General features: G+C 66.3%; 10 protein-coding genes and 1 pseudogene. 3 read left to right on the top strand and 8 right to left on the bottom strand.

Going from position 1 to position 13,474, the window contains the following annotated elements:
• Nucleotides 1-109 precede the first annotated feature (109 nt).
• From ACVIYL_RS20890 to ACVIYL_RS20860, 7 genes and pseudogenes are all read right to left on the bottom strand, one after another.
• On the bottom strand, nucleotides 110-856 hold the full coding sequence (locus ACVIYL_RS20890; RefSeq protein WP_456779581.1) for an ABC transporter ATP-binding protein: 747 nt from the start codon (nucleotides 854-856) through the stop codon (nucleotides 110-112).
• Complete coding sequence (locus ACVIYL_RS20885) at nucleotides 837-2,636, bottom strand: branched-chain amino acid ABC transporter ATP-binding protein/permease (protein WP_310880659.1); 1,800 nt, start codon at nucleotides 2,634-2,636, stop codon at nucleotides 837-839. Before ACVIYL_RS20885 ends, ACVIYL_RS20890 begins: the two co-directional genes overlap by 20 nt.
• Complete coding sequence (locus tag ACVIYL_RS20880) at nucleotides 2,636-3,493, bottom strand: branched-chain amino acid ABC transporter permease (protein WP_310880660.1); 858 nt, start codon at nucleotides 3,491-3,493, stop codon at nucleotides 2,636-2,638. The genes ACVIYL_RS20885 and ACVIYL_RS20880 overlap by 1 nt, the downstream gene beginning before the upstream one ends.
• Before the next feature lie 19 nt (nucleotides 3,494-3,512).
• Entirely contained in the window at nucleotides 3,513-4,709 is a 1,197-nt protein-coding gene (locus ACVIYL_RS20875; protein WP_253607585.1) for an ABC transporter substrate-binding protein, read from the bottom strand.
• Nucleotides 4,710-4,870: 161 nt separating this feature from the next.
• Nucleotides 4,871-5,854, bottom strand: coding sequence for an NAD(P)-dependent oxidoreductase (locus ACVIYL_RS20870; protein WP_253607584.1), 984 nt, complete (start codon nucleotides 5,852-5,854; stop codon nucleotides 4,871-4,873).
• A gap of 12 nt (nucleotides 5,855-5,866) precedes the next feature.
• Nucleotides 5,867-7,712 (bottom strand): annotated as a pseudogene (locus ACVIYL_RS20865) (TRAP transporter large permease).
• Between the two features lie 9 nt (nucleotides 7,713-7,721).
• Complete coding sequence (locus tag ACVIYL_RS20860) at nucleotides 7,722-8,753, bottom strand: TRAP transporter substrate-binding protein (RefSeq protein ID WP_253607581.1); 1,032 nt, start codon at nucleotides 8,751-8,753, stop codon at nucleotides 7,722-7,724.
• Nucleotides 8,754-8,913: 160 nt separating this feature from the next.
• Here ACVIYL_RS20860 and ACVIYL_RS20855 point away from each other — a divergent pair, with 160 nt between their 5' ends.
• From ACVIYL_RS20855 to ACVIYL_RS20845, 3 genes are all read left to right on the top strand, one after another.
• Entirely contained in the window at nucleotides 8,914-9,654 is a 741-nt protein-coding gene (locus tag ACVIYL_RS20855) for a FadR/GntR family transcriptional regulator (RefSeq protein ID WP_310880662.1), read from the top strand.
• Between the two features lie 599 nt (nucleotides 9,655-10,253).
• Nucleotides 10,254-10,985, top strand: coding sequence for a cytochrome c biogenesis CcdA family protein (locus ACVIYL_RS20850; RefSeq protein ID WP_016846251.1), 732 nt, complete (start codon nucleotides 10,254-10,256; stop codon nucleotides 10,983-10,985).
• Between the two features lie 91 nt (nucleotides 10,986-11,076).
• Complete coding sequence (locus ACVIYL_RS20845) at nucleotides 11,077-12,765, top strand: SulP family inorganic anion transporter (protein ID WP_253607576.1); 1,689 nt, start codon at nucleotides 11,077-11,079, stop codon at nucleotides 12,763-12,765.
• Between the two features lie 309 nt (nucleotides 12,766-13,074).
• On the opposite strand, the gene ACVIYL_RS20840 is transcribed toward ACVIYL_RS20845, so the two are convergent.
• A complete protein-coding gene (locus ACVIYL_RS20840) occupies nucleotides 13,075-13,467 on the bottom strand; it encodes a hypothetical protein (RefSeq protein WP_028332513.1) in 393 nt (130 codons plus the stop codon).
• Between the last annotated feature and the right edge of the window lie 7 nt (nucleotides 13,468-13,474).

The following is a 13,474-nucleotide window of genomic DNA, read 5'->3' as shown; positions in this document are numbered from 1 at the left end:
TGTCGTGTCATTTTATGGCGCACGTGCAGATTGCGCCACAACGGCAGTCGACGCCGCATCCGATCACAAGTTGCGTGGCCGTTGGCGTCGAGCACACAGGTTGCATTGGCTAGGTCTGCAACGCGTGGCTCTCATGGCCGAAATAGGCACGCTCGAGCCGATGCGCGAGGTCGCTCTCTCCGGTCGGCGCCTCCAGCGCGATCGCACCCTGCACCAGCGCGTAGACGCGATCGGCACAGGCGAGTGCCTTCTCCAAGAGCTGCTCGACCAGCAGCACGGAGGTGCCCTGCTCGCGCAGCCGGCCGATGACGTTGAGGACGCGATCGACCAGCACCGGCGACAGTCCGGCGGACGGCTCGTCGAGCATCAACAGCCGCGGCCGGCGGACCAGGCCCTGCGCCACCGTCAGCATCTGCTGCTGCCCGCCCGACAGCGCGCCGCCGCGTTCATGCCGCTTCTCGGCGATTTCGGGAAAGAACGCCAATGCCTCCTCGATGCGCACGGCGCGCTCGGCGCGCGGCAGGTCATAGCCGGCAAGCAGCAAATTGTCGGTCACCGAGATCTGCGTGAACACGCGATGTCCCTCGATCACATGCACCAGCCCGGCACGCGCGGCATCGCGCGGCGTGGCGTTGGTCATGTCGCGGTCGCCGAACCGGACCTGTCCGGCAGTGACGGGCAACAGTCCGGACATCGCGCGCAGCAGCGTGGTCTTGCCGGCCCCGTTGGGCCCGAGCAGCGCCACGACCTCGCCGGCGCCAATCGTGATGTCGATGCCGTGCAGCACACGGATCTTGCCATAGCCGGACTGCAGCCCATTGACCGCGAGCAACGGTTCAGCCGCCGAGATAGGCACTGACGACCTCCTTGTGGACGCGGATCTCCGCCGGGGTTCCCGCCGCCAGCGTCCGGCCCAGATTGAGCACGGTGACCTCGTGGCAGATATCGAAGATCAGATCGGCATGGTGCTCGACCAGCAGCACACCGGTACCGCGGCCGCAGACCGCCTTGATCAGGCTGGCAAGCCGCTCGATCTCGTCATTGGAGAGACCCGCGGCGGGCTCGTCGAGCAGCAGGAAGTCCGGATCGAGCATCAGCGCCCGCGCGATCTCGATGAAGCGCAGTTCGCTGTGCTGCAGGCGATCGGCGCGTATGTCGGCGAGCGCCTCGAGGCCGACGACGCCGAGCAGTGCGTACGCCTTGGCCGCGAGCAGACGCTCGTCGGCGCCGTTGCGCGGCAGTGCGAGTATCGCCTCGACGAAATTGGCACGGCCCTCGATCGAGCCGCCGATCATGACGTTCTCTAGCACCGAGGCTTCGCCGATCACCCGCGGCGTCTGGAAGGTGCGCGCGATGCCGCACGCGGCGCGCTTGACCGGCTGGCCCGCGGCCAGGACTTCGCCGCCAAGCGTCATGGTGCCGGCTTTGGCGGCATAATAGCCCGAGATCACGTTGAGCGTCGTGGTCTTGCCGCTGCCGTTCGGTCCGATCAGCCCGTGGATCGCGCCGGGCGCAATATCGAGATCGAGACCATCGATCGCCTTCACATTGCCGAAGCTCAGCGCGATGCCGCGCAGCTGCAGCGTCTTGCCGCCGTCCCTGCGGCGCACGATGTCGGCGAGTGCAGCGGGACGCGGAACGATGGCGCGGTTGCTGGCGAGCGGCCGGCGGTTGCGGAAATCGAGCAGCGCCGCGATGCCACCGGGCATCACCAGCACGATCACGAGCAGCAGCACCGCGTAGAGGAAGGTCGACCACGCCGCGAGTGGCGCCGCGATCTCGGGCAGGATGGTCAGGATGATGGTGCCGAGCATGGGCCCGAGGATCGAGCCGCGGCCGCCGATCAGGATCGCGATGAAGAACAGCACCGAGAGATCGAAAGTGAACGCATCGGGCGTGATGTAGGTCTGCAGGGTCGCGAACAATCCGCCGGCGATCGCCGCCAGCGCGCCGGCGAACAGGAAGATCGCGATCAGCATTTTCGGCTTGGAGATGCCGCTGGCCTCAGCGGCGACCTCGGCGTCGCGCACCGCGATCAGCGCGCGGCCGAACCGGCTGCGCGCGACATTGGCGCTCATCCAGGTGGTCAGCGCGGCGAAGGCGATGCAGAGGGCGTAGAAGCCCCACGGCGTATTGAACGGCGGCGGGAATTCGGGACCTGCAATGCCGATGCCGCCGCCGGTCACGCTCTGCCAGGCCAGCGCAATCTGGGTCACGATGGTCGCAAAGCCAAGCGTCGACATGGCGAAGTAGAAGGTACGCAGGCGCAGCGCCGGCAGACCGACCACCACGCCGAAGATCGCGCCGATCAGGCCGGCGATCGGCAAGGCGACGAATACCGGAAGCGCCGGCATCACGTTGCCGGCAACCAGCACGCTCGTCGTGTAGGCGCCGAGCGTCAGCAGCGCGACATAGCCGATCGCAAGGTGACCGGCGAAGCCGACCACCAGATTGAGGCCCGACACCAGCACCCAGTAGATCGCCATGCGGGTACCGATCAGCACCCAGTAATCGTTGCTGACGAACGGCAGCAGCACCGCCGCCACCAGAATGCCGAGGAACGGCAGGACGTGCGGCAGCGCGGCGCGCCACACGCCGCTGTCGGTTCGGGACGGCGTGGCCACGACCGACGTCATCACACTCTCCGCGCGGTCGAGGCGCCGAACAGCCCTTGCGGCGCGGCGAGCAGCACCACGATGAACAGCGTGAACACCGCGACCGAGGAGAAGATGCCGCCGACCAGGAAGTTCGCCGCCTGCTGGAACAGGCCGAGCGCCAGCCCGCCGATGATCGCGCCTCTGTTATTGCCGAGCCCGCCCAGCGCCACCGGCACGAAGCCGTAGAAGTTGAGCAGCGCGCCGTTGGCGAAGAAGGCCAGCAGCAACTGCCCGCCGGAAAACCCGGCGATGCCGCCGACCACGCCGGCGAGCGCGTAGCTCGCGACGCGCAGATTGCACTCCGGCAGGCCGAGCGCCCGCGCCGCAAAATTATCCTCGGCGATGGCAAGGAACGCGCGGCCGACCAGGGTGCGGCGGTAGAGATATTCAAGGCCGATGATGGTGACGGCGCAGGCGAGGACCGGCAGCCAGAATTTCTCGTCCCAAACGCCCTCGCCGAATCCCGCGATGCGCGGGAACGGCTGCGGCTCGGTGCCCCATTTGATCGCGGTGATTTGCTGGATCATCAGCGCGACCGCGAGGGTCGAGAGCACGTAGAGATGCTGGTCGAGGCTCTTGAGCACCGGCCGCACCGCGACGAATTCCGTGATGATTCCGATCACCGCGCAGCAGAGCAGCGTCAGCACGAAGCCGACGGCAATGGGCAGGCCGAGCTTCAGCGTGAACATCGAGCCAAACACGCCGCCCAGCATCGCCAGCTGGCCGGCGGTGAAGCTCATCACCCGCGAGGTCGAGAACATCGTGTTGTAGGTGACGCCGACGAGCGCGTAGATCGCGCCCGCCGCGAGACCGGATGCAAGGATCGAGGCCAGCATCGGCTGCGCCCTCGCCCTTCTATGTATACCCCGGCGCCAGCGCGAAGGTGCCGTCCTTGGCGGTAGAGGCTTCCGACATCACGATCTCTTCGGTCAGGTAGCCGTTGTGCTCGGTCGGCGAGAAGCGGTAATTGCCGAAATAGCCAGGATAGGTCGACAGCGTGTTCCAGTACTTGATGATGCCGGCGCTGTCGGTCGAGCCGCTTTCGGCGACCGCCTTGGCGATCAGCTCGATGCAATCGATGCCGCCTGCGACCCACCACAACAGCGTGTCGTTCAGCGCGATGTTGGCCTTGGTCAGGCGCGCGACCAGGTCCGCGCTCTTCGGCGGCAGCTTGCCGGCGCCGTCATAGCTGCAGCTCTTGTAGCCGATCGCGTAGACCTTCTTCCAGTTCTCCGGCTTGGCGACCAGGCTCGCAAGCTCGCCCGACGCCATCGAGGGATGACCGACGAAAGGCACGTCCCAGTTCATCGCGGCGCGGGTGTTGAACATGCGCGCCTCCATACCGGTCGAGACGCTCCACACCACGATCGCTTCCGCGCCGGCATTCTTGGTGCGCAGCATGTCCGGCGTCATGTCGGGCTGCGTGGCGTCGATATTGGCCTGATAGGCTACCTCCGCGCCATCCTTCTTGAACGCCGCGACGGAAGCGCCGACCGCGGTGACGCCATAGCCGGTGGTGTCGCCGATCACCGCGACCTTCTTCACCTTGAGGATCTTGAGACAGTAATTGCGCACGGCATCGTCCCATTGGTTGTTCGACGGCGCGATGCGGAACGCGTTGGGGAACTTGACCGGGTCGATCAGGGTCTCGACGACGCAAGGGTGCAGGTCGGGCATCTTGGCGCGCGCCATGATCGGCGTCGTCGCCAGCGCCTCGCCCGAGTTCAGCGGACCCCAGATTGCGTGCACCTTGGCCTGGCTGATCAGCTCCTGCGTGGCGTTCACCGCCTTGGTCGGATCGCCCTGGGTGTCGCGCATCACGAGCTCGATCTTGCGGCCCTTCACCCCGCCGGCGCCGTTGATGGCGTCGACCGCGAAGTTGACGCCGCGATTGAAGCCGACGGTCGGCGCCGAGCTCGGACCGGTGATCGCCGCGAGACAGCCGATCTTGATCGGTTCCGACTGTGCGATGGCAGGCGCCGGGAAGGAAAATGATGCGGCGCCCAATGCACCGGCGCTGCCCAACAAAACGTCACGGCGTGAAATAGCCATGTGATGCCTCCCTGTTTCCCTCTCGGCGCCCGTCGTTTGTTGCGGGACGTCCGTTCATTGATTGTCCGCGCGCTCAGGGGCCGCGGTTATGCGGGCCAAGTCTGGGCCGGATGCGAAGCTCTTGTCCAGCCCCGCGGACGACATTGGGCTTCGCCAAACTTTCATGGCCGAGGCCGCCGCGTCCAGTAGCCGGCATTGACCGCGCCGACGGGTATCTCGCCGGCAACGATCTTCGCAACCTGGCGTACCGTCTCCGACGACTGATGCTCGATCGCCTGCGGCGTCAGGCCGCCGACATGCGGCGTTGCGATCACATTGTGCAGCTTCGCAAGCTCGGGCGTCGGCATCTGGTCCGGCGCGCGGCCGACATCTATCGCGGCACCCGCGATGCGGCCATCGCGCAGCGCGGCCGACAGCGCCGCCTCGTCGACGAGGTTTCCGCGCGAAAGGTTGATGAAGAATGCGTGCTTCGGCATCCGCGCCAGTGCGGCTTGCCCGATCAGGTTCTCGGTCTGCGCGTTGGCGATCGCGAGACAGACAACGTAGTCGGCGCGCGCCAGCAGATCGTCGAGCGGCAGATGCCCGATCGCCGCATCATCGATCGTTACGTAGGGATCGGCGACCAGCACATTCATGCCGAGCACTTTTGCGATCCCGGCAAGATAGCGCCCGATGCTGCCATAGCCGATGATGCCGATCGCGCTTCCCGCCAGCTGGCGGCCCATCACGACCTCGGGCGCCCTGCCCGCGTGATAATCCGCGGTGGCGCGCGAGACGCCGCGCGACAGATCGACCATGAAGCCGAGCGCGAGCTCGGCGACCGACCGGACGAAGCCGGCGCTCGCCTGCGTCACCAGCACGCCGGCGGCGGAGGCCGCGGCCACGTCGATATTGCGGATATCGACCGCGCAGCGCACGAACGCGCGCAACTTCGGCAGCTGCGGAAAGATCTCCCCTCGCCCCTGCGTCATGCGGTCAGCGACGATGATGTCGACATCGGCCGCGGCCTCGACCAGCACCGCCGCATCGAGCGCGTCCTCGCCTTCGTGCAGCTTGACGTCGGCGACCGCGCGCAGGCCGCTCAGGCTGCGCTCGCCATAATAGTCGCGGCGCATCTGCGGGGTATGGGCGAGCAGCACCTTCACGATCCTACTCCCCTAATAGCCGAGCGCATGCGGCAACGCCGTGCTGATCGCCGGCACGAAGGCGATCACCAGCAGGCACAGCAACAGCAGGCCGAGATAGCCCGCGATCGGCTTGATGGTCTGCTCGATCGGCACGTTGCCGATCAGGCAGGCGCCGTAGAGCCCAAGGCCGAGTGGCGGAGCAAAGAGCCCGAGCCCCATCGCGATCACAAGCACGACGCCGAAATGCAGCGGATCGATGCCGAGCTTGACGGCAACCGGCAGCAGCAGCGGGCCGAAAATGATCAGCGCCGCGGCGCCTTCGAGCACCGAGCCCATCACCACCAGCACCAGGATCGACAGCAGCATGAACAGCCAGACGCCGTGGCTGCCCGAGATCGCCAGCATGAGGTCGCCGACGGCATGCGGCACCTGCTGCAGCGTCAGGATGAAGGCCAGTGACTGCGCCGCGGCGACGATGAACAGCACCAGCCCCGAACGAACAGCCGATTGGACGAAGCAGTGCGCGAGGCTCTTCGCGCCGAGCTCGCGGAACAGCAGGCTGCCGACGGCGATGGCGTAGACCGCGGCGAAGGCGGAGATTTCGGTCGCGGTGGCAAAGCCGCTCTTGAAGCCGAAGAAGATCATGAAGATCAGCCCGAACGAGGCGATCGCACCGGTCCAGAGCCCCGATACCGCGGCGCGCGGCTCGGCTTCCACGTTCGCCGCGGGGCGCTTGCCGAAGATGATCGACACCGCGATCAGCGCCAGCGCCATCAGCGCGGCCGGCAACATGCCGGCGACGAACAGTCCGCCGATCGACAGGTTGGCGACGAAGCCGAGGATGATGAGGTTGATGCAGGGCGGAATGGTCTCCGCCATGACAGCGGAGGCGGCGAGCAGCGCCACCGCTCCGCCCGGGTTCTGCCGCGAGCGGCGCGCCGCCGGGATCAGCACCGAGCCGACCGCGGCAACGTCGGCCATCTTGGAGCCCGAGATGCCGGAGAACAGCACCATCGACATCACCATGACGACGTTGAGCCCGCCGCGCATCCGTCCAACCGCGCGCTGCAGCAATTCGATCAGCCGGACCGACATGCCGTTGGCTTCCATCAGGTAGCCGACCAGGATGAAGAACGGGATCGCGAGCAGCACGAAATTGTCGATGCCGCGCGCCATCTGCTGGGCGAAGATCACGCCGGGCAGCGTGCCCTCGACCCAGATGAAGATCAGCGCCGCCAGCGCCAGCGCAAAACCGATCGGCAGTCCGCCGAACAGCGTGAGGAGGAAGCCGATCAGCATCAACGTTTGCGATGACGGTACGGACGATGGTGCGAATGCATCCCAAGCGAGATAGAGACCCACGATGACGGCAGTCGCGACGATGGCCACCGTCATGTCGCGCAGCGGCCGGCCACAGAACGTCTCGAACGCGAAGATCGTCATAAACGCCGCGCCGACGCCCATTGGATAGAATGTCCATTCCAGCGGCAGGCCGGAGCCGGAAGTCTGACCGGTGGTCAGCCAGCCCATCTTGACGGCGTTGAACGCGACATAGCCGGCAATGATGGTGACAAGCAGCGCACCGACCGCGTCGACCACCCGGCGGCAGCATGTTGACGAAGAAGGCGACGCCGAGATTCTCGCTGCGGGCGAGCGCGCTTGCCGCGCCGAAGAAGCTCGACCCGACCATCAGGCCGCGGGCGACGTCGTCGGACCATTCGACCGGCGCATTGAACAGGAAGCGGGCCAGCACCGAGACGCAGACCACCACGAGATCGGCGGCAAGCAGGAGCGCGGCGGTCGCATCACTGACGGCAAGCAGCGGCGCCGTAATCCGATCAGCGCTGCTTCTCGCCTCGACTGCGGCGACTGACATGCGCCGACCTCAGGCCTGGGTGGCGCGGATCAGGTCGACGACGGCCTTGGCCTCGGGCCGCGCCTTGATGAAATTGTCGGTCTGCGGCAGCACGCGCTTGCGGTATGCCTCCTTGTCGCATTCGACGACGGTGACGCCCTTCTCCACCAGCGCCGCCAGCGCCTCCTTTTCCACCGCAAGGCCGTGCGCGCGGGTGTCGATCGCGGCCTTGTTCGCCGCGTCGAGAAAGCCTTCCCGCAGCTTGGGAGCCATGCGGTTGAAGCTGGTGTCGCTGAAATAGACCGCGAGCGGCGAGAAGATGTGCTGGGTCAGCGCGTAGTGCTTCGCGGTCTCGTAGAACTTGCTGGCGAGGATGGTCGGCGGATCGTGTTCGAGGCCGTCGAGCACGCCGGCCTGCAGCGCCGTATAGATCTCGCCGAACGCCAGCGGCGTCGCGGCGGCCCCCATCAGCCGCAGGCATTCGGTGATGATCGGATTGGGCAAGGTGCGGATTTTCAGGCCGGCGAGATCCTCCGGCGTCTTCACCGGTTTCTTCGCCAGCACGCTGCGCGCGCCGAAATTATAGGCCCAGCCGATGATGTGAATGCCGGCGCCCTTGAGCAGCGCAGCCTCGATCGGCTTCGCCGCGCCGGCGTCGAACGCCTTGGTTTGCTGCTGGAAGCTGGTGAAGAGGTAACCGAGGTCGAAGGTGCCGACCAGCGGCACGAGATTCGCCGAGATCGACGAGCCGGACACCATCAGGTCGATCACCCCTAGCTTCACCGAGTTGATGACGTCGATCTCCTGGCCGAGTTGGTTATCGGGGAAGAAGGTGACCTCGATCTGCTCGCCGAGTCCGTTCGCCTTCAGACTCTTGACCAGATTGTCGTAGTAGACGCGGCCATTGGCGTATTTGGGATCGTTCGGAAGCGACGACGAGCATCGCATTTTCATCACCGCAGCCTCGGCGCGGCCGATGATGGCGGGCGCGGCGGCAAGCCACGCGGTCGCTGCGACCGACGACTGCAGCACAATGCGGCGGCTCACGCGGTTCGACGTCATGTTGGTGCTCCTCCCCGGGGACGGATCTTTATTGTGTTGGCCACCCGCCTGACGGCGTGAGCTTGGCAGCCGATTTGTCATAATGTATGACAAAACGGATACGGTTGTGCAAGGGCGCGGCTCGGCGGCGGCGCAGGCTGCAACCGCAGCGAGGCCCTCGATGTTCCAGACATCCAACGCGTTGCGTCGAAGCGTGCACAGCCAGGTCACCGACCGCGTCGGCAGCAGCATCGTGCGCGGCGAGATCGGCGTCGGCGAAACGCTGCCGCCGGAAATCCGGATCTGCGAGATGATGGACGTCAGCCGCACCGTGGTGCGCGAGGCGATCCGCACCTTGACCGGCAAGGGCCTGATCGAGTCGCGGCCCAAGAGCGGCACGCGGGTTCGGCCGCCCGAGCAGTGGAATCAGCTCGATCCCGACGTGCTGCGCTGGCATCTCGAGACCGCGGAGATCGACCGTTACCTCGCCAAGCTGTTCCAGCTGCGCGCCGCGGTCGAGCCCGCCGCGGCAGCGCTCGCGGCGACCCATGCCGATGAGGTCGACGTCGCCCGCATCCGCGCCGGATGCGACGGCATGGATGCGGCAAAGACCAACGAGGAGTTCGTCGCCGCCGACATCGCGTTCCACCAGGCGATCTATTTCGCCACCCGCAACGAATTCTTCTGGCCGATCGCGCAGATGTTCGAGATCACGCTGCGCCAGAGTTTTACGATCGCAGCGCCGGGCTCGCACCGTCCGCGGGCGCTGCGCGAGCACCGCGCGGTGCTCGACGCGATCGCCGCCGGAGATGCGGAGACGGCGCGCACAGCCACGGTCGTGCTGCTGACGAATTCCGCCGACGACCTGGTGCGAATCCGTGGCCGGGAGTTCGACACGCCACGTCCAGCCAAGCGCCGATGATGTTGGTGACTGCGGTCGTGATGCGCTCACTGCTTCCACATGGTCGTCCTGGCGAAAGCCAGGACCCATAACCACCGCAAGTGGTTGTGACCGGGATCATGGCCCCAGCGTCGCGCAACCTGACATTTGGGGTAATGGGTCCTGGCTTTCGCCAGGACGACATCGAATATGGGGCGCGACCTACATCCCAATCGTCGTCCCGGCGAAAGCCAGGACCCATACGCCGCGGCCGATGTTGTCGGTGAGACTCGTCGTTCCAGCGTCGCGCAACCTAGCTCAGCGGTGGTTATGGGTCCCGACCCCCGTGTGCAATTGCGCATTAGGCCGGGACGACAGCGAATGTGTGGTGCCGCTTGCAGGTCAAAAATGGGCATCAGTGATTGGCGCGTGAGCGAGGCACCGCCAGAAGGGTTCCCTCCCCCCTTGCGAGAGTGGGAGCCGCGCGGCGTGCTCACCTCACCGTCATTCCGCGCCCGCCACGTCAGAGTCGACCCGCACACGACCCTGTGACCATAGTTGAAGGCTGCGACGACGAAACTTCTGGATTGTTGGCCGCGTAGACGCCAAGACAGGAGCGCTATTCTGCGAAGGTTTCATTGATGCACGACGTCTCGATCCCGGCGGCCCTGATCGCCGGTCTGGTCAGCTTCCTCTCGCCCTGCGTGCTGCCGCTGGTACCGCCCTATCTGATCTATTTGACCGGCGCGACCATCGAGCAGGTCAACCAGGACGGCGCCACCGCGGCCTCCAAGCGCGCGGTGATGACGGCGGCGCTGATGTTCGTGCTGGGCTTCTCCACCGTGTTCGTCGCGCTCGGCGCCAGCGCGTCCTTCGTCGGCGGGCTGGTGCGCGCCTGGTCGGCCGAGCTCTCGATCCTGGCGGGCATCGTCATCATCATCATGGGCCTGCACTTCCTCGGCGTGACCCGGATCGGCCTGCTGATGCGCGAGGGGCGGCTGACCGCGCCGAAGCCGGTCGGGCTGTGGGGCGCCTACGTCATGGGTCTGGCCTTCGCCTTCGGCTGGACGCCATGCATCGGGCCGATCCTCGCCGCGATCCTCTCGATCGCGGCCGCCGAGGCCACGGTGACAAAAGGCGCCGGCCTGCTCGCGGTCTATTCCGCCGGGCTCGGCATCCCGTTCCTGCTTGCGGCCTTCATGGTCAAGCAGTTCTCCTCGCTGTTCGCGCGGATGAAGCGCCATCTCGACACCGTCGAGCGGGTGATGGGCGTGCTGATGGTGGTCACCGGCATCGGCTTCCTGACCGGCGCAGTCTCGAGCGTCAGCGTCTGGCTGCTGGAAACCTTCCCGGCGCTGCAAAATATCGGCTAGGCCTGCGCGCCAGCGCAGGCTGCCGTCGGCTGGCTTTTGGCCGCGCGATGTCGGACTATCGGGGAATCGCCGCAATCCTCACGGGGCACCGATGGGCCAGGATCGTCAGACACGCGCCAGCTGGCCGATCTTCCGTTCGCTCAGGGCCTTCCGGCCAAGCGACCTGCCGGGTGACCTGATCGCCGGGTTGACGCTCGCCGCGATTGCGATCCCGGAGCAGATGGCGACCGCGCGGCTCGGCGGCTTCTCGCCGCAGATCGGCTTCTTCGCCTTCATGGCCGGCTCGCTCGGCTTTGCGATGTTCGGTGCCAACCGCTTCCTGTCCTGCGGCGCCGACTCCACGATCACGCCGATCTTCGCCGGCGGCCTCGCGCTGATGGCTACCGCCGGCTCGCCGGACTATCAGGCACTGGCGATGGCGCTGGCGCTGATGGTCGGCGCGATCATGATCGCCGGCAGCCTGTTCAAGCTCGGCTGGATCGCCAATTTGCTGTCGACGCCGGTGACGGTCGGCTTCCTTGCCGGCATCTCGGTCCACATCCTGGTCTCGCAATTGCCCGGCGTGCTCGGCCTGACCACGCCGGACGGGCCGACGCTCTACAAGCTCGGGGTGCTCACCGAGAAGATCGGTCAAACCAATTTCTACACGCTGGCGATCGGCCTCGGCGTGCTGGCGCTGGTCGCCGGATCGGAGAAGATCAGCGCACGCATTCCGGGCGCGCTCATCGGCCTTGTCGTGGCCACCGTCGCCGTGATCGCCGGCCATCTCGAAAGCAAGGGCGTCAAGGTGGTCGGCACCGTGCCCGGGACGCTGCCGACGCCATCGTTTCCGGACATCGCGCCGGAGCGCTGGATCAAGCTGTTGTCGCTGGCGATCCTGATCGCCGTTGTCATCATGGTGCAGACCGCGGCGACGACGCGCTCGTTCCTGTCCGATCCGGACAAGCCGGCCGACGTCGATCGCGACTTCCTCGGCGCCGGTGCCGGCAGCCTGCTGTCCGGACTGTTCGGCGCATTTCCGGTCAACGCCAGTCCGCCGCGAACCGGCATCGTGTCGGAGACCGGCGGACGTACGCAGCTCTCGGGGCTGTTTGCCGCGGCCATCGTGCTCGCGCTGCTCGCGTTCGGCGCGACGCTGCTGCAGCACGTGCCCGATGCGGCACTCGGCGGGGTCCTGCTGTTCGTGGCGCTGCGCATCATCCGCGTGAAGCAGATCGTCGCGATCTTCCGTCAGTCGTTCTATGAATTCCTGCTGGTGGTGGCGACCGCAGCCGCGATCATCGTGCTGCCGATCGAGCAAGGCGTCGCCGTCGGCATCGCCTTGTCACTGCTGCACGGCATCTGGACCACGACGCGCGGCCAGCTTGCCGAATTCGTCCATGTGCCCGGCACCACGATCTGGTGGCCGACGGGCCCGCACGTCACAGGCGAGCGCACGCCCGGCATTGCCGTCGTCGGCCTGCAGGCGCCGCTGTCGTTCCTCAACGCGGAAAGCTTCCACAGCGGCGTGCTCAAAACCATCAGCGCGACGACACCCAACCCGCGGCTGCTGGTGATCGAGGCCAGCGGCATGATCGAGATCGATTTCACGGCGGCGCAGGCGCTGCGCGACCTGTTTCGCGAATGCCGCGATGACGGCGTGACGGTGGCGGTGGCGCGGCTCGAATCCGAGCGCGCGCAGGACGCCTTCGGGCGCTTCGGTCTCTACGAGGTGTTGCCGCGGGACCACGTCTTCCGCAGCGTCGACGAAGCGGTCCGCACGCTCGGCGGACAGGCGTAGAGGTTGGTGAGATCAGTCCGTAGCCCGCATGAGCGAAGCGATACCCGGGAAACCGTTCCCGCATATCGCTTCGCTCATGCGGGCTACGCACGATCCTCCGTCATTGCGAGCAAAGCGAAGCAATCCATCGTGTGGCGTATGCGGAAGCATGGATTGCTTCGTCGCTATGCTCCTCGCAATGACGGAGCTACAAATTTAGGGCGACTCAGCTGCATAGCCTGGATGAAGCGAAGCGCAATCCGGGATTTCTCGCGCGTTGATGAACCGTCCCGGATTTCGCTTACGCTCCATCCGGGCTACCGGACGACCTCAGGCCTGCTCGCCCTCGAGCGTCGGATGCTCCCTCAAAACTTCCGCCTTGATCGAGCCCGCGTGGATGGCGCGCAGCAGCGCCCGCCCCGTCTTGATGTTATTGGCCTTCATGCAGAGACCGACGATCTCGCGCACCGCGGAATCCCGCACCAACTCGTCGGAGATCTTCATCGCGGTCTCCATCGCGACCTTGGCGGCACGCTCGTAGCGATCACGCTCGATCTGCTGCTTCTTCGCTGAGCGCTTGTCGGGCGAGCCGACCGCCTCGGCGCAGCCGGCGGCATCGCGGCAGATCGCACGGATCCGCTGCGCAGCTTCGATGTCGCCGAGCGGATGCGCGACGGGATCGTCCCAGATATCCTTGTGCTCGTCCTTGCTGAACCACCACATCGCCGCA

It is taken from the genome of Bradyrhizobium sp. USDA 3315 (assembly GCF_054056795.1).
Note: the sequence above shows the minus strand (reverse complement) of the source record. Positions and strands in the feature narration are given on the sequence as shown.